This is a genomic window from Pseudoalteromonas sp. SR43-2 (assembly GCF_014163885.1).
Lineage (GTDB): Bacteria > Pseudomonadota > Gammaproteobacteria > Enterobacterales > Alteromonadaceae > Pseudoalteromonas > Pseudoalteromonas distincta.
Genome location: NZ_JACJED010000023.1, coordinates 1 through 19,504, shown reverse-complemented (window position 1 = coordinate 19,504; position 19,504 = coordinate 1). Strand labels below are relative to the sequence as shown.

18 protein-coding genes, 1 tRNA gene and 1 pseudogene are annotated in these 19,504 nt (G+C 37.9%); 8 read left to right on the top strand and 12 right to left on the bottom strand.

What is annotated here, in order from left to right; translation table 11 throughout:
- The first annotated feature begins 14 nt into the window (after nucleotides 1-14).
- Both nrdB and yfaE read left to right on the top strand, forming a co-directional pair.
- Entirely contained in the window at nucleotides 15-1,145 is a 1,131-nt protein-coding gene (gene nrdB, locus H5120_RS17085; RefSeq protein ID WP_002961159.1) for a class Ia ribonucleoside-diphosphate reductase subunit beta, read from the top strand.
- Complete coding sequence (yfaE, locus tag H5120_RS17080) at nucleotides 1,145-1,417, top strand: class I ribonucleotide reductase maintenance protein YfaE (protein WP_182672601.1); 273 nt, start codon at nucleotides 1,145-1,147, stop codon at nucleotides 1,415-1,417. Before nrdB ends, yfaE begins: the two co-directional genes overlap by 1 nt.
- Before the next feature lie 35 nt (nucleotides 1,418-1,452).
- Here the strand turns inward: yfaE and H5120_RS17075 are convergent, their stop codons facing one another.
- A complete protein-coding gene (locus tag H5120_RS17075; RefSeq protein ID WP_182675592.1) occupies nucleotides 1,453-2,040 on the bottom strand; it encodes a DUF1287 domain-containing protein in 588 nt (195 codons plus the stop codon).
- 27 nt (nucleotides 2,041-2,067) lie between these two features.
- Nucleotides 2,068-2,541, bottom strand: a pseudogene (locus H5120_RS20250) (hypothetical protein).
- Between the two features lie 284 nt (nucleotides 2,542-2,825).
- Here H5120_RS20250 and H5120_RS17065 point away from each other — a divergent pair.
- Entirely contained in the window at nucleotides 2,826-3,245 is a 420-nt protein-coding gene (locus tag H5120_RS17065) for a hypothetical protein (RefSeq protein ID WP_182675591.1), read from the top strand.
- 564 nt (nucleotides 3,246-3,809) lie between these two features.
- Entirely contained in the window at nucleotides 3,810-4,805 is a 996-nt protein-coding gene (locus H5120_RS17060; RefSeq protein ID WP_182675590.1) for an alpha/beta fold hydrolase, read from the top strand.
- Between the two features lie 136 nt (nucleotides 4,806-4,941).
- Here H5120_RS17060 and H5120_RS17055 read toward each other — a convergent pair whose 3' ends face one another.
- Entirely contained in the window at nucleotides 4,942-5,370 is a 429-nt protein-coding gene (locus H5120_RS17055) for a hypothetical protein (RefSeq protein WP_007586178.1), read from the bottom strand.
- A 199-nt stretch (nucleotides 5,371-5,569) separates the two neighbouring features.
- Entirely contained in the window at nucleotides 5,570-5,749 is a 180-nt protein-coding gene (locus H5120_RS17050; RefSeq protein ID WP_182675589.1) for a hypothetical protein, read from the bottom strand.
- A 281-nt stretch (nucleotides 5,750-6,030) separates the two neighbouring features.
- Between H5120_RS17050 and H5120_RS17045 the strand changes: the two genes are divergently transcribed.
- The gene (locus H5120_RS17045; protein WP_182675588.1) at nucleotides 6,031-6,420 is read left to right on the top strand and encodes a YkgJ family cysteine cluster protein; all 390 of its coding nucleotides are present in this window, start codon (nucleotides 6,031-6,033) and stop codon (nucleotides 6,418-6,420) included.
- Nucleotides 6,421-6,635: 215 nt separating this feature from the next.
- Entirely contained in the window at nucleotides 6,636-9,011 is a 2,376-nt protein-coding gene (locus H5120_RS17040) for a TonB-dependent receptor (protein ID WP_182675587.1), read from the top strand.
- 360 nt (nucleotides 9,012-9,371) lie between these two features.
- Here the strand turns inward: H5120_RS17040 and H5120_RS17035 are convergent, their stop codons facing one another.
- From H5120_RS17035 to H5120_RS17005, 7 genes are all read right to left on the bottom strand, one after another.
- Nucleotides 9,372-9,992 (bottom strand): FKBP-type peptidyl-prolyl cis-trans isomerase, encoded by a 621-nt coding sequence (locus tag H5120_RS17035; RefSeq protein ID WP_002962890.1) that lies wholly within the window; start codon nucleotides 9,990-9,992, stop codon nucleotides 9,372-9,374.
- Between the two features lie 69 nt (nucleotides 9,993-10,061).
- Entirely contained in the window at nucleotides 10,062-10,448 is a 387-nt protein-coding gene (locus H5120_RS17030) for a hypothetical protein (RefSeq protein WP_002962891.1), read from the bottom strand.
- A gap of 53 nt (nucleotides 10,449-10,501) precedes the next feature.
- Nucleotides 10,502-10,592, bottom strand: a tRNA-Ser gene (locus H5120_RS17025).
- Nucleotides 10,593-10,736: 144 nt separating this feature from the next.
- Complete coding sequence (locus tag H5120_RS17020) at nucleotides 10,737-11,114, bottom strand: hypothetical protein (RefSeq protein WP_002962892.1); 378 nt, start codon at nucleotides 11,112-11,114, stop codon at nucleotides 10,737-10,739.
- Nucleotides 11,115-11,316: 202 nt separating this feature from the next.
- Nucleotides 11,317-11,865: an NAD(P)H nitroreductase gene (locus tag H5120_RS17015; RefSeq protein ID WP_138489000.1), complete on the bottom strand. Its 549-nt coding sequence runs from the start codon at nucleotides 11,863-11,865 to the stop codon at nucleotides 11,317-11,319.
- 130 nt (nucleotides 11,866-11,995) lie between these two features.
- Complete coding sequence (locus tag H5120_RS17010) at nucleotides 11,996-12,679, bottom strand: DoxX family protein (protein WP_182675586.1); 684 nt, start codon at nucleotides 12,677-12,679, stop codon at nucleotides 11,996-11,998.
- Between the two features lie 93 nt (nucleotides 12,680-12,772).
- Entirely contained in the window at nucleotides 12,773-14,734 is a 1,962-nt protein-coding gene (locus H5120_RS17005; protein WP_182675585.1) for an FAD-dependent oxidoreductase, read from the bottom strand.
- A 219-nt stretch (nucleotides 14,735-14,953) separates the two neighbouring features.
- Here H5120_RS17005 and sppA point away from each other — a divergent pair, with 219 nt between their 5' ends.
- Nucleotides 14,954-16,819: a signal peptide peptidase SppA gene (sppA, locus tag H5120_RS17000; RefSeq protein WP_039489813.1), complete on the top strand. Its 1,866-nt coding sequence runs from the start codon at nucleotides 14,954-14,956 to the stop codon at nucleotides 16,817-16,819.
- Between the two features lie 82 nt (nucleotides 16,820-16,901).
- A complete protein-coding gene (gene ansA, locus H5120_RS16995; RefSeq protein ID WP_182675584.1) occupies nucleotides 16,902-17,912 on the top strand; it encodes an asparaginase in 1,011 nt (336 codons plus the stop codon).
- Nucleotides 17,913-17,980: 68 nt separating this feature from the next.
- Here the strand turns inward: ansA and gndA are convergent, their stop codons facing one another.
- Complete coding sequence (gene gndA, locus H5120_RS16990) at nucleotides 17,981-19,354, bottom strand: NADP-dependent phosphogluconate dehydrogenase (RefSeq protein ID WP_039489817.1); 1,374 nt, start codon at nucleotides 19,352-19,354, stop codon at nucleotides 17,981-17,983.
- Between the last annotated feature and the right edge of the window lie 150 nt (nucleotides 19,355-19,504).

The following is a 19,504-nucleotide window of genomic DNA, read 5'->3' as shown; positions in this document are numbered from 1 at the left end:
TTTGAGTGATAAACATGTCTTATACTACTTTTAGCCGAAACCATAATAACCAAATGCAAGAGCCAATGTTTTTTGGCCAAACTGTAAACGTATCTCGTTACGACCAACAAAAATACCCAATTTTTGAAAAGTTAATTGAAAAGCAACTGTCTTTCTTTTGGCGTCCTGAGGAAGTAGATGTAAGTAAAGACCGTTTAGACTTTCAAGCATTACCAGATCACGAAAAGCATATATTTTTAAGCAACTTAAAATACCAAACACTGCTTGATAGTGTACAAGGTCGTTCGCCAAACGTGGCTCTACTTCCAATTGTATCGCTACCAGAGCTTGAAACATGGATAGAAACGTGGGCGTTCAGTGAAACAATTCACAGCCGCTCATATACGCATATTATCCGTAACGTAACACAAGCACCTGAGCTTATTTTTGATGACATTGTTAGCAACGATAAAATTAGCGAACGTGCTGATGCCGTAACTAAATACTACGATGACTTAATTAACTCTGTATCGCTTTACAACTTATACGGTGAAGGCAAACACGAGATTAACGGTAAAACAGTTATCATTAATTTATTTGAGCTTAAAAAGAAACTTTACCTGGCTATGATGTCGGTAAATATTCTTGAAGCGATTCGCTTTTACGTAAGCTTTGCATGTTCGTTTGCATTTGCTGAGCGCGAGCTAATGGAAGGTAACGCTAAAATCATCAAGCTAATTGCACGCGATGAAGCGCTTCACCTTTCTGGTACTCAGCATATTTTAAACATTATGCAAGATGGTAAGGACGATCCAGAAATGGCGATTGTTGCTGCCCAGTGCCGCGACGAAGCAATTAAAATGTTTGTTGATGCTGCAGAGCAAGAAAAAGAGTGGGCTGAGTATTTATTTAAAGATGGTTCGATGATTGGCTTAAATAAACATATTTTATGTCAGTACGTTGAATACATTACCAATGCACGTATGACTGCAATTGGTTTGCCAGCACAGTTTGAAAATAACAGTAACCCTATCCCGTGGATAAACTCGTGGTTAGTGTCTGATAACGTGCAAGTAGCACCACAAGAAGCAGAAATAAGCTCATACCTTGTTGGTCAAATAGACTCTCAAGTTGATGCATCAGAATTTGGTGATTTTGATTTATAATGAGTGACAAGTCTACTGCAAGCATAACGCTTGCAGAAAACAGCCAGTGTATAGAATTTACCGCTGGCTGCCCTTCTCTTTTACACTGCTTAGAATCCATGAAAATAGATGTCGCATTTCAATGCCGTGAAGGCTATTGCGGCGCTTGTAGAGCAACTTTAGTGTCAGGCAGTGTTGAGTATAACGAAGAGCCACTTGCGTTTGTACGCGAAGGCGAAATACTGTTGTGCTGCTGTAAACCCAATGGCAATGTAAGTATTGATCTGAAATAAAAATCAATACTTACATCTATCGTTTATTAAACTTATCAATAGTGTGGAACGAACCGGTAATGTCCGGTAATTTTATAATCAAAAAGCATATCGCTTTTTTGCGGACCACGCCCTATATTATGCACAATAAGTGGGTTACCCGTATCTTGAGATAACTCATTGATCACCATACCTATATGAGGTAAATTACCTGGTAACATCCACGTTATTATATCGCCGGTTTTATAATCACTCACTTTGTTGGATATACTCAATACGTTTGCATGGCGCTCAAAGTAAGCTTGTAAATTTGGAACACGTCGGTGATCTATATTTTTATCAGGCTTAGTTAAGCCCCAAATACGTTTAGATGGATACAGCGCAAAGTTTTTTTGCATGTCTTCATGTACGAGTTTCTGTAAATCAACACCTAACTTTCTATAACTTCTAATTATTACATCGGTGCACACACCTATATTTTTAGGTACATCCCCACCAGGGTAGCCAATAGAGCGATAAGCGCCGTCGTAAGTCACATCATGAGTTGTACGCTCAAGCAGAGCTGAAACAATATCTTCTTCAAACGATGCTGCATTACTATTAATACACGCTAAAGTAAGTAAGCACCCAATAATTCTGTACATATAAACTCCTTTAAACCTAAAATTGAGTTACAGCGTTTGGGCTACGTGCCTAAGCACGTCTATTTTATTGCCTTTACTTGCAAATTGCGTATCCAGGGCATATGCCATTTTTTCAAGCGGAGCGTCATTGTATCCTACATGTTAGATTTCACTAATGTAACGCATCATAAACGCGTCTGGACCAAGTTTAAGCCACTGCGCTACATGCACAAGCTCATGAAAATGAACCCTCAAATCTTTTGCAACCTCAGGAAGTAGATAATAGGTATTTTTATACGTTATACCCGCCGCGTCCATATCGACAAAATCACCTAGACCCATTTCTCGCAGACCCGCAAAGTCTGGCTTTGGTATTTGGTCTACAACAACGTAATACGCGTTTTTTAAAAACTCGCTAGAATAAAACCCATAAAATTCATTACTGAATTTATCACAACTCACTTTTTGACTGGTGTATTTTAAATTTGTAGCGTCAATCCAATTTTCTATCTGTTTTAGCACAGCTTATCTCCTAAAGTACAAATGCAACACACCATGTGTAAACAGTAACCTAATATTGCAGTAAATCTTTTAACTAGCACTTTTACTATTAACACCTCGCAACTAGCTAAGAAAATAGAACGCATAGAATATCTAAACAAAAAGCGCTTAATCAAAATTATCATATAGGCATCAGCGGTCTATAAACAGTAAAAACCTTTTATATACTTTTTAAAGTGTTATTATTTGTAACTAAAATAGTAACACTTAAAATCATGTATAATTTTATTAATACACTCTTTCACATGAAAGTAATACGTTTCAGTCTTATTGTCTTACTGGTCATATTAAGTAATACAGTAAATGCTGAAAATATAAAACCGTTCACATCAGATGGCTGTAGTGCTTTTCCGGATGGCACCACAAAAGATAAAAAGTTGTGGCTTGCATGTTGCAAAGCGCACGACTACGCCTACTGGCAAGGTGGCACTTATTGGCAACGTTTAGAAGCAGATAAAGCCTTGCAACAGTGTGTTATTGAAGCCGGCGAAACGAGTATAGCAAACCTTATGCTTGTTGGAGTTCGATTTGGTGGCAGTCCTTATATAGCATCGACTTTCAGATGGGGCTATGGTTGGCCCTATCCTAGGTTATATCAAGCATTAACAGCTGATGAAATTAAGCAAATTGCTGCTTTAAAAACGCTATTAACTCAAACCAATTAACACATTGTGAAAAACTGAGTTATGCAAATAATATCAAAAGGAATTGAATCACTATGCTTATACTGCTAAGTATCATTTTAACTTTGTTTCCAACGGTAATATCTTATTTTGTTTCACGTAATTACGCTAAAAAGGCTAAAGCGACTAATAAAGGTGCTTACATCAGAGCAGTGATTTGGCCTAGTGTTTTCTCGTGGACACTATTTGCTGCTGTTGGGCACGGTGCAATAATCTTCCCCTTACCTTCAACGTTTGCGCTCGTGTTATATGTGTTTCTATATGACGAACGTGGTATCTATTTCCATCCTCACATATTTTTAAGCCCAACGATTCCAATAGCCGTTTATTTAATAAGCTATTTCAAATACAAAAAAGCGGCCAATAAGAGCTAACGCCCTAGCCCACTGTTGGCTCATCAGTATCTTGTAAGGTCCAAAGCTTCACTTACTCCTGCTGTACACTTCTTTGCTGTGAAACTACAACGTTATTATCTGAATATAAATGTGTAAATAATAGGTCTAGTAAATTAATAAAGCGTCATTACCAAAAATAACGAGTTTACTTATGCCCCCAGATATACAAAAAAGCCTTAAAGTAAAACCTGCTCACATCGTCTCATTTATTGTGTTTTTATTAGTTTCAATGTCTACGCTTACCGCTCAGGTATATGCCGCTGATGCTGTATGGCCTTCAAAAACCGCTTACAAATATGCAAATGTAAACGGTAAAAAGATATTTTACCGAGAAGCTGGCGCGCAGCATAAGCAAACCATTGTGCTTTTACATGGCTATCCGTCGTCTTCACACAGCTACCGAGAATTGATCCCGCTTTTATCAGGTCGTTATCATGTAATTGCACCCGATTATTTAGGCTCAGGATACAGCGAACGCCCAAACCCAGAAACTCAAAAATATACTTTTGAATTACTAGCTCAATACGTTGAAGGGTTACTAACAACGCTTAAAATAAAGCGCTACAGCCTATATATACAAGACTTTGGAGCACCTGTAGGCTTTAGAATGTTGTTAAATAATCCTAATAAACTTGATGCACTTATTGTACAAAATGGTAATGCGTATTTAGAGGGGCTAACCCTACCGAGGCAAGCATTTTTTAAAGCCGCGAATGAAGATAGTTCGAAAGCTCAGCAAGATAAAATTTATTCGTTCACGTCTGAACAAGCCATTATTAATAAGCAGTATTTACGAGACGTACAAAGTAACCCAGAAGTGATGAGCCCAGATAGCTGGACGCATGATCTTCACTTTTTACAAACCAAAGCCGATAGAGTAATTCAAGTGCAATTGCTACAAGATTACTACAACAACCTTCTCGACTATCCAAAGTGGCAAGCTTATTTACGCAAGTACCAACCACCAACGTTAATCATATGGGGTAAAAACGACCCTGCGTTTATAGCCGAAGGCGCTAAAGCATACTTAAAAGATGTACCGAACGCTGAACTGCATTTACTCGATTCAGGGCACTTTAGCGTTGAAGAAAAACCAGTAGAAATTGCAAAGTACATTGTCGATTTTATGAATAAGCTAGCTCAATAATAAGCCTTTCCTTTTGGTTTAGTATTTATAGCGAACATAAAAAAGCGCTGAGGCTAGAAACCATCAGCGCTTTATTAAGCTCAAGCTAAATCCACAAAAATCACATTTAATATGGATAAGTTATGCTTTTATGTATTTAACCTTCTTCTTCAATAAGCGACTCTAGTAGGTCGTGTATTTCAGCTTTAAGCTCTTTGTCTTCAATTTTATTGGCGCTGACTTTAGCATTTTGAAGGTTTTTAATAGCTTCATCTTTTTGTCCAAGCTCAAGCTGTAATGTAGCCATTGAAAAAGAAACCGACGACATGTGATCTTTGTTATTAATCGCAATCGACTTTTCTAATGCTTTTTCGTAAGTAGTAATTGCCTCTTCTAACTCTTCGGTAAAATCAGCTAAAGTTTCCCATTGTACAGGGTGATCTTTTGAGGTGTTTTCGTTTTCAATACAAATAGCTTTTAATTGAGCAAATAACGACTCAAACTTTTCACGGTTATTTTTGTTAGCCGCCGCCATTAAATCTTCTGCTAGATCATGTACCGCTTTATATACTTTTGTATTCATCATCACTGGTTATCCTTTAATGCAGCTAAACTCATTTACTCACTCAATTTAGCTAAAATGTATCATTACAGTCATTATAAAACGTATTTAAACAACTGATTTATTTAATTTGGTGTATAGCGTAATAATACATTAATAATGAACATCGCGTAGGCGTTAAACACTCTGTGATTAAACTTTATCGCAATTACTCTTGGTAACCTCATACACCGAATAAACTCGAAACCCAATCCAACGTAAAGATGGTCGTAAACACTTTAAGTGCAATGACAACTATAAATAATAAGATGATTGCCGCTTTGGCTTTGCTACTTTTGAGGTTGTTCCAATATAATAACTTTGCATTAAATTCCGTTTTTAACTTAGTAACAGCTTCTTTCATAATTACATCCTACTTAGGGATCCCGCTCAGCAACATTTAATAACTACATAGCTGCCAATTAGGTTTCATAATATTTTTCGCCACCTTAGAGTAAAGCATTAAATAAAGCCTGTACTATATAAAATGTAACAAAGGGTTTTAACTTAAGTTATTGTATCTAACTATTGTTTACACACCCAAAAATTAAAGGATGGGTAAATTCAGTAGAGCGTTAATAATAAATTTGGTGCTACACTAATAACTAACTTAAACTCGTTAACAGCCAACTAAATTAGCAAATTATGAAAGAATGCAACCAGTGTGGTAAATGCTGTATTAAATATGGCGGCGGCGATTTAAGCGCAACGAAAGAGGAAATAGATTTATGGGAGCTCTTTAACCCCGAAATTTATGAGTACGTTAAAAACAACGAAATTTGGTTTGACCCAAAAACAGGCTTAAGACTTCAAGTGTGCCCATTTTTAGAAATTACGCCTAAAAAGGAGCCTCTCGCTAAAAATATGTATACCTGCAGTATTTACCTTGACCGTCCAGAAGACTGCCGTCACTACCCTAGCCTTATTTCAGAGATGATCCGCGACGAATGCGAAATGATTGAATCTATAGATATAACAAACCAGACAAGAGCGCAGCATAAACTAGATTTGATAATGATAGATAGCCGCTCTTAAATACCCAGATAAACCTGCAGCGCTATGAGTCTCGCACTTAAATAAATAGGTATTTCAATTAACATACCTATTATTATAATTTTTATAAAATTGGTTTAATCGTCATTTTTAGATCATTCATCGCAAAACACAAAGTTATACTATAACATTGTTGATTCACTGATTTTGCGGTGTTATATTATATCACAACATAATAACCGCGAACCAATATATCCATGACAAAGTTAACATTAATCTCCTCTGCTATTTTTTCTGTTTTATGTTCTCAATCAGCTTTGGCTGCCACTGTTACTGGTAAAGTAATGGATGATAAAAATCAACCAATTAAAAATGCCTCAATTCATGTGCATGGCAAAAACCAAAGCGTTAAAAGTAATGATTTAGGCGAATTTGCTATAGAAATCGATGCAAATAGCCAATTACATATTAGTAAAGACAACTACGTAGACTCTCGTATAGCTGTAAGCGAATCTTCAAATAATCTGTCTGTGTCACTTAAACCAACATCAGTTGAGACAGTGGTTGTTTATGCCTCTGCACTTCATAAAAATAGCCTCGAGATGATATCGCCAGTAAGCGTGCTCTCAGGTGATGAATTAAGAAATAAATCAAAACCAACTCTTGGTGAAACTCTAAAAGGTTTACCTGGCGTAAATGCCAGTTACTTTGGCCCTGTATCATCAAGCCCAATTATTCGTGGTTTAGATGGCCCTCGCGTTAAAATCACACAAAATGGATTAGATGCCAGCGATGCATCACGCATTGGCCCAGACCACGCAACATCAAGCGATAGCCTAGCAGCAGAACAAATTGAAGTATTACGTGGCCCAAGTACCCTACTTTATGGCTCTGGTGCAATTGGTGGTGTTGTTAACGTGGTTGATAACCGCATCCCTACAGACAATATCGACGAGCTTACGGGTGCTGCTGAATACAGCCACGATACAGTGTCAAACTCAAACACAGTAGCTGCAAAACTTGAAACAGGTAATGAAGGCTTTAACTTTCATTTTGATGGCACTAAGCGCAGTGGCGATGATTACCAAACACCTACCTTTACTATTGCCGACGATGATGGCGATGTAGAAACAGAGAATTCTGTAGAAAACACATTTATTGATAGCGAAACACTTAACTTTGGTACCAGCTATGTTGGCGATCATTTAACGATTGGTTTTTCATACGGTAGCATTGATACTGATTACGGTATTCCTGGGCATGAGCATCATCACGATCACGATCACGAAGGTGAAACTGAAGAAGAGCATGCAGAACATGAAGATGAAGCAGCTGAAGAGCCAGTTTACGCACATTTAGAGCAAGACCGCTGGCAAGGGCTTGTAAGTTACGCCCTTCATAATAACTGGATTGAAACCATCAACCTACGTGTTGGCTATACAGATTACTCGCACAGCGAAATTGAAGATGGCGAAATTGGTACTACTTTTAAAAATAAAACGACTGAAGCACGTTTAAATGTAGAGCATAAATTTGCTGATTGGCACGGAATGATGGGCTATCACTACAGCGATTCTGACTACGATGCAATTGGTGAAGAAGCATTTACACCCGCGAGTGTAACTACAACTAACGCATTATATTTACTAGAAGAGCGTGAATTTGGCGACGTTACAATTGAACTTGGCGCACGTGTTGAAGATTACAAAATTGAAAGCCAAATCACGGCACACGAGCATAGCCACGATGAAGTAGAAATAGATCACAGCGACGAAGAAACCATTGGGTATAATGAAAGTTTTACCAATTTAAGTGCCTCTGCTGGTGCCATTTGGCAATACAAGCCGGGTCATAGTATCGCTACGAGTATTTCTCATTCAGAACGAGCACCGCTTTCGGCAGAACTTTTATCTAACGGTCTACACATTGCAACTGGCACGTACGAGCTAGGCCTTGGTTACAATATTGAAGATAATGAAGCGCATTTTGAGCCAGAAAATATCAAGCAGGAAACTTCAACAAACTTAGATTTAAGCTTTAGACGCTTTAGCGGTGATTTTGGTTACACCGTTAACTTTTTCTATAACGATATCAAAAACTTTTATTTTCAAGAAAATACGGGTTTAGTTTACGATGAAGAAGATGGTTTAGAATCAGCTATTGGTGCACATGACGATGCTGTTGCGGTTTATCAGTTTACAAGTAAAGACGCAGAGCTTTATGGAATTGAGTTTGACGCGCATTACCAAGTAACACCAAGCGCTATGGTTAAAGTATTTGGTGACTCAACTCGTGCAAAACTAAAAGACGACGAAGGTAATTTACCACGTATCCCTGCCAATAAATTAGGCTCTGAGTTACAGTACGATTTAGGTGACTTACAACTAACATTAACGGGTACTCATTACTTTGATCAAAACGATGTAACTGCCTTTGAAACTCAAACTGATGGCTATACGTTATTTGATGCACAAGCTAATTACCAATTAGGTTTAGGCAGTATCGATGCACAGCTGTATATAAACGTTGATAACATTACTGATGAGTTAGGTTTTGTACATAGCTCATTTATTAAAGATAAAGCACCACTACCAGGCAGAAACTTCCGCTTTGGTGTTCGTGGCTATTTTTAATAATTAAAAGTAGTTTTAGTTTATAAACCGCATTTTATTAATGCGGTTTTTTTATTTTTAGAATATATAATATCGATCGGCAATAATACTTGATCAATTCAAGGGATTAAACTTTGCACTAACTGCGTAAAAATTATGATATACGACTGCATGGATGCAAAAGGTAGAGCAATGCAGGAGCAATTAGTGATAACAATTAGTTAAAAAAGCTTTTGCCTTGTTATCAACCCAATTTTCTGAGCGTAAAGTAGATCACTTAATTAATCGAATTGGTATAAAACACTTAGATTACAGACACAAAAAAGCCGTATTCAGATTGAATACGGCTTTTTAAACTCTTAATTTTAAAGTTTATTTAAATTAAGAAATGATTTCGTGTAGTTCAACATCAAATACAAGCGTTGAGAAAGGTGCGATTGCAGCACCTGCGCCACGTTCACCATAAGCAAGCTCATGAGGAACGTAGATACGCCATTTAGTACCTACAGGCATCATTTGTAATGCTTCAGTCCAGCCTTTGATCACGCCACCAACTGGAAATTCAGCTGGTTGACCGCGCTCGTATGAGCTATCAAACACAGTACCGTTAATTAGTGTACCGTGGTAATCAACACGTACTGTAGACTCAGCTGTTGGCTTTTCGCCTTCGCCAGTCGCTAGTACTTCGTATTGAAGACCAGACTCAGTTACTGTGATTTCAGGACGTTTTGCGTTTTCTTCTAAGAATGCAATACCTTCGGCAGAAAGTACTTTAGATTCTTCTTCACGACGAGCTTGGATCTCTTCGTTAATCTTTTCGAATGCAGCTTGAATCTCAGGGATCTCAACTTGAAATGCGCTACCAGCGTACGCATCTTTCATGCCTTCAAATACTGAATTTAGGTTTAAGCCTTCAAAAGGATTAGACTTAAGTTGCTCACCCATTTGTAAGCCAATACCGTAACTTGCTTTTTCAGCATCTGTAGTAAAATTATCTGACATAATGTGTTTTTCACGTTTTGTTAGTTAAAAGACACGTATATGCTATCACAAAATAAACCCCGTTTGGGGCTAGTTTTTGCTGAGTTTTAGCTTAATTAGGCCAACAATATAACTACAAAGCGGTAAAGTGAATAAAATTCCAACAAGTAAAGGAATAGCTAATAATCCAGATTCACCAGACAATAAAAATGGCACTGCAACTAAGCCTACTAAACCAATAAAAGCAGAGCCAATTACTGGCCAATGTTTATCATATTTAGTAATAAGATGGGCAGCCAAAATATTAAAACCAAGACCATAAGCAAAAGCGGTAATTAATGGATATTCTGGTTGTGCGTCGACCGCCATTTTTGCCAACAAGCTAATAGCACTTTGATAGCAGTAACCAAATACCACCCATAATAAAAGATGTTTTATTAATTGCTGTGAGGTTGATAGGTTCGTTGCTTTAGTCATTAATTAAACTCCACAAAGCAAAAAACCGCCTATAAGGCGGTTTTTTTAAATAATGGTGGAGAGATAGGGATTTGAACCCTAGATGGGCTATAAACCCATGCCGGTTTTCAAGACCGGTGCATTCGACCACTCTGCCATCTCTCCGTACGGCGCGAATAATATGGTTAAACGTGTTACTTGTAAAGAGCTAAATATAAATTAATCATAAATAATAATTAAACGATTAAAAACAAGTCACATTGCTCTTTTGTTAAGCTATTTACTGCAACACGCTTATTAATTCAATACTCAGTAATATTGTTTGGGCCTGCGAGCAATCCAAGAACAAATCAAACAAGCCAATAAACTCAGTGCCGTGAATGTTACACTTTGAAAAATTAAGTCAAACCGATTTAAATCATCACTTGGCACTATTACAAACATAAAAGCGGGGAGTACACTTAGCGCTAGAACATAACAACACACTTTAAATGCCCGTCCAAAGTCAAAACGTTTAGACTGTTGCATCCACAAAGTTAACAGTATTAGCATTCCTATTGCAGAGCCTGCTATAAAATGCGCTGCATTTGTACTCATTGCAACATACAAGGTTACAAAAGCACCAACAATTCCCCAAATTGACCACGCAAGCCAGTTTTCTTTTTCCTGTAAAAATAAATTTCCCATTGTTTTCGTCTTCTTTATCGTTATTTTTATTAAGACTTTCCATAATGTATCAAAAAACAACCGATTAAAAAACAAACTGAAGAAGAATTATTAACTTTTGTGCTTCCAAGCGCTTCTCACAGCCAAACCACTAACTCTTTTATATTACTCTTGGTAACCTTAATGAATTATGACTATACAAATTGCATAAAGTTCATACTATTCACAAATTACTAAAATAATGTTCTGGTTTATGGCGAGGTGACTTTTTACACTCGACTTGAGGAGTACCTATGTATAAGTACCCTACAATTTCATCTTGCTCATGTAAGTTAAGCGCTTTTTTGACTGCTCTACTTTGTGCAAAGTAACCTGTGCGCCAAACACCACCTAAACCTTGAGCAAATGCAGCTTGTTGCATTGCTAATACACTACAGCCTGCACTTTGTACTTGCTCGATACGAGGAACTTTTGGGTGTTCTTGATATTTAGCGATTGCTATTACAATCATAGGCGCACGAAGGGGAAGCTCTTTAGCACGGTTAATTACTTTTTCTGTCTGTTGCTCTGCCACTGCACTTTGATGGTAAATTTCACCCAGTTTATTGCGTGCATCACCTTGAGCAATGATGAACTGCCACGGTGCTATACATCCATGATCAGGAACACGTAATGCTGCTTGCTTAATTATGTCGAGCTGCTCAGGCGTAGGACCCGGCTCTGTTAGTTTAGAGTCTGATTGGCGGGTAAGTAAAAGCTCGATAGCGTTCATAACGATTCCTCAAAATTCAAAACGATAGAGTAACATTTAAAACCTTAAATAATAAATACCGAGAAATTAAAAATGCAAAACGGCCGCAAAGGGTCAACTATGCAGCCGTTAATAAAATACATTTAATGCGTTATTTTTTTATAACGTTTCGCTTTAACCAGTAATCAATACTAACAAAACGCCCACCGCCCATAAAAAATAAACTTAGGAGCATAGCAAAATAAATTGCCGAAAATTCTATGCCATTATTTAAAATAGATGGTTTACCTTTTTCGTATAGGTAATCAGGAAAGCCGTGCTCTTCAACTAAGCCTCGAATTTTCCCTATCCTGTCTTGTACTTCTAATGAGTTTTCGAGGCTTTCTTTTGCACCAGGGATAGATAGCCAATCAAGTACTTGCGCAGCACTTGTTTCTGGATTAGTCGGCGCTATTGCAAACCACCCGTTATGCCAATGTACTGAAGTAGCCGCTACAACCATTGTGAACATAAGCGGGATACTGACTAAGCGAGTTAAAAGGCCAAATAATAACAACCAACCACCTAAAAATTCACTCCATCCAGCTAAGAAAGCTAGTAAATCAGGAAACGGTAAGCCTAAACCCCATTCACTATTACCAAACCATTGAACGACATCAGGCGATGCTAAAAAATTATTTAGAAAGCCTTCTGTTTCAGTGCTTATAGCAAGTTTGTTATAACCTGCGATGATCATAACAGGAGCTAAAATCAAGCGAAATAGTAAAGCAGGTAAACCATCTAAAAACGATAGTTTACCCAATATTATGTTATAAAAACTGATTAGTTTATTCATGCGTATCCTGTGTGTTCAATGTTTATTAAGTTATAGACTACAAACAACAAAGACCGTATAAATTGATAAACCATTTCAATTTATTTACAAAGGTTAAATACTTCTCGCCACTTGTAGGGCTTCAAAAATAGCGCGTTTAGCATCAATTGCAGCAGCCAATTTGGCTCCGCCTATCACATGCACTTTTGCGATATCTGTGTAACCTTCTAGCACTTCGCTATTGGAAACCTGACCAATACACGCAATAACAGTATCTACCGGCAGTACTTGAACTTCTCCAGCAACATTAATTGTTAACCCATTTTTATCAAAACTTTGATATTGGCACTCAGCAATTTGTTTAACACCATGCTGTTTAGCAACTTGGCGATGTATCCAACCAGTGGTTTTACCAAGCTCACTACCAAAACGACCCGAACTGCGTTTTAACATATACAATTGGCGCTCATCTTTATGAGGTTGTGCTTCACACTCAATCCCCCATTGCGTTTTAAACTCGCTAATAGATTGTGATTTATGTTCACTTAAAAAAGCAACCATATCAAAACCAATACCGCCAGCACCTAAAATAGCGATTGATTTGCCCAATTCAACTTCGCCGCGTATGACTTCGTCATAAGCAAACACACGCTTATCATCACTACATTTAATAGAGGCTTCACGCGGCCTAACGCCTGTTGCAAAAACAATATCATCATAATCTTTAAGCATTGAATCGTCGTAAGCTTTACTAAGCTCCACAGTTACTTTTAATCGCTCGAGCTCATTAGTGAAGTAAGTAAGTGTATGGTTAAAGTCTTCTTTACCCGGTATCTGCATGGCTAAATTAAATTGGCCGCCCATTTGCGATTTTTGATCAATTAACGTGACGTTATGCCCTTTTTGAGCCAAGTAACAACTTGCTGATAAACCAGCAGGACCTGCACCGACAACTAATACATTTTTAGCTTTAGCTGCTTGCTCTAGCGGGTAATCTAGCTCAAATGCAGCTTGTGGATTAACTAAACACGTAGCACGTTTATTTTTAAATACGTGATCTAGACAACCCTGGTTACAGCCAATACAAATATTGATTTGTTTAGATTGATTGTTTACGTACTTATTAAAAAACTCAGGATCAGCTAATAATGGACGTGCCATCGAAATTAAATCAGCCTCGCCTGCATTTAAAATATCGTTAGCAATTTCTGGAGTATTAATTCGGTTAACAGCAATCACAGGGGCATTAACTACGTCTTTTAAACGCTTTGATGCTTCTTTAAATGCACCCGGTGGCACCATACTCGCAATAGTCGGTACACGCGCTTCGTGCCAACCAATACCAGTGTTAAATATATCAACACCCGCTTTTTCAAGTTCGGTAGCTTGAATAACAACTTCCTCTGGTGTTGAACCGTTTGGAATCAAATCAATGACCGACAATCTAAAAATAATTAAGAATTTTTCAGATACTTTTGCTCTTACAGCTTTAACTATTTCAAGTGCAAGTCGCATTCTATTTTCTAAGCTGCCACCAAACTCATCATCACGTTTATTGGTGTGCGGCGCCATAAACTCATTAATCAAATACCCTTCAGAACCCATGACTTCTACGCCATCGTAGCCGGCTTTTTCAGCCATATAGGCAGAATGCGCAAAGTCTTTAATTGTTTTTTTAATCGAGCCAAGCGACATCGCTTTAGGTTTATAAGGATTAATAGGTGCTTTTATTGCACTTGGTGCTTGATTGAAAGGATGGTATGCATAACGTCCAGCATGTAATAATTGCAAACAAATTTTTCCACCGTGTTTATGCACAGCATCTGTGTAAGCCCGATGCTTAAACACATCGTAATAGCTATTAAATGAGGAAGAAATAGGTGTTAGCTTGCCACGTAAATTAGGGCTGTATCCGCCTGTAATTAACATTGCGGTGCCACCTTTTGCACGTGCTTCATAAAATGCGCGTAAGCGTTTGCGATTATGCCAGCCCTCTTCAAGACCTGTATGCATTGAGCCCATAACCAAGCGGTTACGTAATTGTGTGTGTTTTAGTTGTAATTGTTGTTCTAACATCTTGTGCCCCGTTAACTGGTCTAACCTGTATACATTAGCTAATTCTGCTTTAATGGCAAGTAATAAGCAATATGTGCATGCATTTAATTAAAAATAGCAGTAAAAACTTACGTTTATATAGGTTCATAAACACTTCGTTACGATTTAGCAGTTAAATTTATTTTTATTCTAGGCTAAGATGGGACTAATGTATTAACTGTACCAAATTAAGGAGCTATTTTGATAGCAAAGGTATTTAAAGGTATTTGGGCTGGAATTAATTTTTCTCGTCGCTTAATACTAAACATTTTGTTTTTATTACTGGTAATTGTTTTCTTTGTGTCACTCTCAAGTGACGATGATCAAATAATAGTTGAAAATGGCTCTGTACTTAGGCTTAACTTAAATGGCCCTATTGTTGAAGAGAAAACATATATAGACCCAGTTGAAGCCGCAATTAGTGATGCAACTTCTGGTTCTGAAGCACCAAGCGAAATATTACTCGACGATATTGTTGAAGTAATAAACGAAGCGACTAAAGACGATCGTATCACGGTGATATTGCTTGATTTACAAGAGATGCCTAAAGCACATTTAAATAAACTTAAGCAAATTACAAAGGCTATTGATGCCTTCAAGCAAGCTGGCAAAAAAGTAATTGCATCGGGTTATTACTATACTCAAGCACAATACTATATTGCATCGCATGCTGACGAAATAGCTATGCACCCATACGGCAGCGTAGGTATTGAAGGTTATGGCATGTACCCGCTTTACTTTAAAGATGCACTTGAAAAGCTTGAAGTAACGCAGCATATTTTCCGTGTTGGTACATTTAAGTCAGCAGTAGAACCTTTTATTCGTAACGACATGTCCGATGCAGCTAAAGAAGCTAACCGCGTTTGGTTAGGCGCTCTTTGGAGCGAATACAAACAAGATGTTGCCGCTGTTCGCCCGTTTGATGAGTCAAATTTTGACGAAACAATGGACGTATATCTAGAAAAAATGAAAGCTGCCGATGGCGATGCAGGTAAATATGCACTTGATCACCAGTGGGTTGACTCTTTAAAAACAAATCAGCAAGTTCGCAAACAATTAATTGATTTAGTGGGCACACAAGAAGATGGTAAGACATTTAAGCAAGTTTCATTTCGTGAATACTTAAGCTTAATTAAACCGCCTATTGAAATTGATAACCCTATTACCGAAAAAGTAGCGGTAGTTGTTGCTAAAGGTACGATTGTTGATGGTGAGCGTAAAGCGGGCGAAATTGGGGGTGACTCTACAGCTGCCCTACTTCGTAAAGCACGCCTGGATGATAAAGTTAAAGCGGTTGTACTACGTATAGACTCTGGTGGCGGTAGTATGTTTGCCTCTGAAGTTATTCGTGCTGAAGTATTAGCCCTTAAGGCTGCTGGTAAACCTGTTATTGCTTCAATGAGTTCTGTGGCTGCATCAGGTGGTTATTGGATTGCCTCTGCTGCAAACGAAATTTGGGCAGCACCAAGTACAATTACAGGCTCAATTGGTGTATTTGGTACGTTTATGACATTTGAGAAAACCTTATCGAAAATTGGTGTTTATTCAGATGGCGTTGCAACAACCGAAATGGCTGGCTTTTCTATCACTCGTCCACTAAATGAAAAGATGGGTCAAGTAATTCAAATGAACGTTGAGGAAGCATACGGTCGCTTTTTAAATGTTGTTGCTGATGCGCGTAATATGACGCCTGAGCAGGTTGACAAAATTGCCCAAGGCCGTGTATGGATTGCATCTCAAGCACTTGAACTAGGTTTGGTTGATAAGCTAGGCGACAAACAAGGTGCGATTGAAGCCGCGGCTGCACTTGCCAAGCTTAATCATTATGAAGTTAAAACTATTAAACAAGATTTAAGCTCGCAAGAAAAAATGATTCAAAACATTTTTGGTAATGCGTCTATTAAATCTATGCTTGGTTTGCAAACACAAAAAACATCTGTGTTAGCAACACAAGCTAATTTACAAAGTGTTATTAACCAATTAAGTACTGAAGTTGAAAACCTTAAGGATTACAACGATCCACAAGGTGTATACGCACGCTGTTTAGTGTGTAACGTTGCACAATAAAAGTGCATAGCTTCACCTAATCAGCTGTATTTAAAGCTGCTTAACGTTATACTAGGCCCAGTTTTTTTACTGGGCTTTTTTTATGAAACGTAAACGCATTTATATCGCTTATACTGGCGGTACTATAGGTATGAAAAAATCGAGTCGAGGCTATATTCCGGCTGAAGGTTTTTTAACAGAAACCGTAGTTAATAACGCAGAATTTAATCGTGATGAAATGCCTTTGTTTGATATTCACGAATACTGCCCTCTTATAGATTCTTCAGACATGTCTCCAGAGCATTGGCAACTTATTGCTAATGATATCAAAGATAAATACCAAGATTATGATGGTTTTGTGGTGCTCCATGGCACTGATACTATGGCGTATACAGCCTCAGCGCTGTCATTTATGTTCGAAAATTTGACTAAACCTGTGATTATAACCGGCTCACAAATTCCGCTCTCACAATTACGTTCTGATGGCCAAGTAAACTTACTTAATGCCATGTATTTAGCTGCAAATTATCCTATTGCTGAAGTAAGTCTCTTCTTTAATAACCAACTGTTTAGAGGTAATAGAGCAACTAAAGCACACGCGGATGGGTTTAATGCTTTTGCCTCGCCTAATCTAGACCCCTTAGCGTTATCAGGTATTAATATTCAACTTATTAAGGGTCAGCTTAGCCCATATGTTGAAAATGAGCTGCAAGTTACACCAATTACACCTCAACCTATCGGGGTGCTTTATTTGTATCCTGGCATTAGCCAAGAGGTAGTTAAAAGCTTGGTCAATGGCAATATTAAATCACTGGTGCTACTGAGCTTTGGTGTAGGTAATGCACCACAAGATCCGAGCTTTTTGTCAATACTCGAAGAAGCAAGTAAACGTGGCGTCGTAATTGTTAACTTAACTCAGTGTTTAAAAGGTCATGTAAACATGGGTGGCTATGCAACAGGTAATGCGCTATTAAATATTGGTGTAATAAGTGGGTATGATATGACCCTTGAAGCATGTTTAACTAAGTTACATTATTTATTTAGCCAAAATCTTGAAGTCGAAACGATTCGTCATTTAATGCAAGATAACTTACGTGGTGAGTTAAGCCGTTAATTTTTACGGGCTAAAAATACAAAAGGCACGCTAAATAGCGTGCCTTTATCGTTTTAAACAACTGTTTTTTATCTAACTTTAGCGTCTATATCTACTAAATCAGTTAAATGACACATTTCACCACTGTGGGTTTTTATGCCGTGCTCACCAAAGTAATCACGCTGGGCTTGAACTAAATGCCCATTACTCGGTGTAGTTAATGTTGCTAAATACGTTTGTGTAGCTCCCAATACAGGGAATGCTAAACCAGTCATTATTGCTTGACCGGTAATTTTTCGCAAAGAGTTAGACTCTTTTTCAAGAGTGTCAATAAATTCAACACCTTGTGCAACGCTATCAAGGTAATCAGCACGGATTATACAACCAGCGCGCCATGTTTGAAGCGTTTTAGATAAATCTACTTTCCACTGATGAGTACGTGATGCACCTTTAATTAGCGCTAAACCTTGACGATACGCAAGTAAGCTTGCAAGTAAGAACGCGTCTTTTAGCTCTTCTAAATCAATTTCAACATTGTTCGTTGATTTAGATGCATATGTCATCTCTTGTGCAGCCGTTGTGTTACATGCATTAGTTAAATGACGAGCTTGAACAGCAGCAACAAGTGAAGGGACAGCAATACCAAGCTCTAGTGCATTTTGCGCAGTCCAAAGACCAGTACCTTTAGCGCCAACTTTATTATCAATTAAGTCCGCAAGCGGTACATTATTATGATTTTCAAGTGACAATATATGGCTAGAAATAGACAGTAAGTAACTATTTAATTGACCTTCTGACCAGTCATTAAATATCTCAGCTACTTCTTGTGGAGAACGATTAGTACCTAAACGAAGTAATTGGTACACTTCTGCAATAAGTTGCATCAGTGCGTATTCAATACCGTTGTGAACCATTTTTACAAAATGACCACTTGCTGATTGGCCAACACGTGCAAAACATGAGTCGCCATTATAGCTAGCAGCTACTTTTTCAAACCATGGCTCAATACGTTCCCAACCACCTTCAGAACCACTTGCCATCATTGCAGGACCATGACGAGCGCCTTCTGCACCGCCAGAAATTCCCATAGTGGCAAATTCAAATTTATTTTGGTATTTGAGTTTACGCGTTATACCATCTTTATAATTACTATTACCGCAATCGACTATCATATCGTCACAATTAACGCCGGCCTCTACAAGTTCATTACAAACTGTATCAACTAACTCACCAGCAGGAACAAGTAATAAAATAGAACGAGGTGCCTCTAAACGCCTTACCATGTCACTTAAATCAGAGACAATGTGAAGCCTATCAGCCATGCCTTGTGATTTGGCACAACTTAGTAACTCTTCACCCGCATGTGGGTTTTTATCATAAGCGACTAGCGTTATCCCTTTTTCAATCAAGTTTAGGGCAAGATTTTTTCCCATAACGCCTAACCCTACTAATGCAACTTGCATCTAGTGTCCTCCTCGGTAACAACTATTTGGTTAGAAAATTCAGTGTATAAATTAAATAATACCGCGTGCATTATACTCATACAGTCATAAAATACTAACTATGAGCTCATACAACATGCTTTTTTATTACAGATAAATAAGCTACGTAAT

Coding starts and splice junctions, on each gene's coding strand:
- H5120_RS17010 (WP_182675586.1), bottom strand. CDS start 12,679: ATGAATAAACTAATCAGTTTTTATAACATAATATTGGGTAAACTATCG.
- H5120_RS17060 (WP_182675590.1), top strand. CDS start 3,810: ATGCCCCCAGATATACAAAAAAGCCTTAAAGTAAAACCTGCTCACATC.
- H5120_RS17030 (WP_002962891.1), bottom strand. CDS start 10,448: ATGACTAAAGCAACGAACCTATCAACCTCACAGCAATTAATAAAACAT.
- H5120_RS17015 (WP_138489000.1), bottom strand. CDS start 11,865: ATGAACGCTATCGAGCTTTTACTTACCCGCCAATCAGACTCTAAACTA.
- nrdB (WP_002961159.1), top strand. CDS start 15: ATGTCTTATACTACTTTTAGCCGAAACCATAATAACCAAATGCAAGAG.
- ansA (WP_182675584.1), top strand. CDS start 16,902: ATGAAACGTAAACGCATTTATATCGCTTATACTGGCGGTACTATAGGT.
- H5120_RS17075 (WP_182675592.1), bottom strand. CDS start 2,040: ATGTACAGAATTATTGGGTGCTTACTTACTTTAGCGTGTATTAATAGT.
- H5120_RS17045 (WP_182675588.1), top strand. CDS start 6,031: ATGAAAGAATGCAACCAGTGTGGTAAATGCTGTATTAAATATGGCGGC.
- gndA (WP_039489817.1), bottom strand. CDS start 19,354: ATGCAAGTTGCATTAGTAGGGTTAGGCGTTATGGGAAAAAATCTTGCC.
- H5120_RS17035 (WP_002962890.1), bottom strand. CDS start 9,992: ATGTCAGATAATTTTACTACAGATGCTGAAAAAGCAAGTTACGGTATT.
- H5120_RS17005 (WP_182675585.1), bottom strand. CDS start 14,734: ATGTTAGAACAACAATTACAACTAAAACACACACAATTACGTAACCGC.
- yfaE (WP_182672601.1), top strand. CDS start 1,145: ATGAGTGACAAGTCTACTGCAAGCATAACGCTTGCAGAAAACAGCCAG.
- H5120_RS17040 (WP_182675587.1), top strand. CDS start 6,636: ATGACAAAGTTAACATTAATCTCCTCTGCTATTTTTTCTGTTTTATGT.
- H5120_RS17065 (WP_182675591.1), top strand. CDS start 2,826: ATGAAAGTAATACGTTTCAGTCTTATTGTCTTACTGGTCATATTAAGT.
- H5120_RS17050 (WP_182675589.1), bottom strand. CDS start 5,749: ATGAAAGAAGCTGTTACTAAGTTAAAAACGGAATTTAATGCAAAGTTA.
- H5120_RS17020 (WP_002962892.1), bottom strand. CDS start 11,114: ATGGGAAATTTATTTTTACAGGAAAAAGAAAACTGGCTTGCGTGGTCA.
- H5120_RS17055 (WP_007586178.1), bottom strand. CDS start 5,370: ATGATGAATACAAAAGTATATAAAGCGGTACATGATCTAGCAGAAGAT.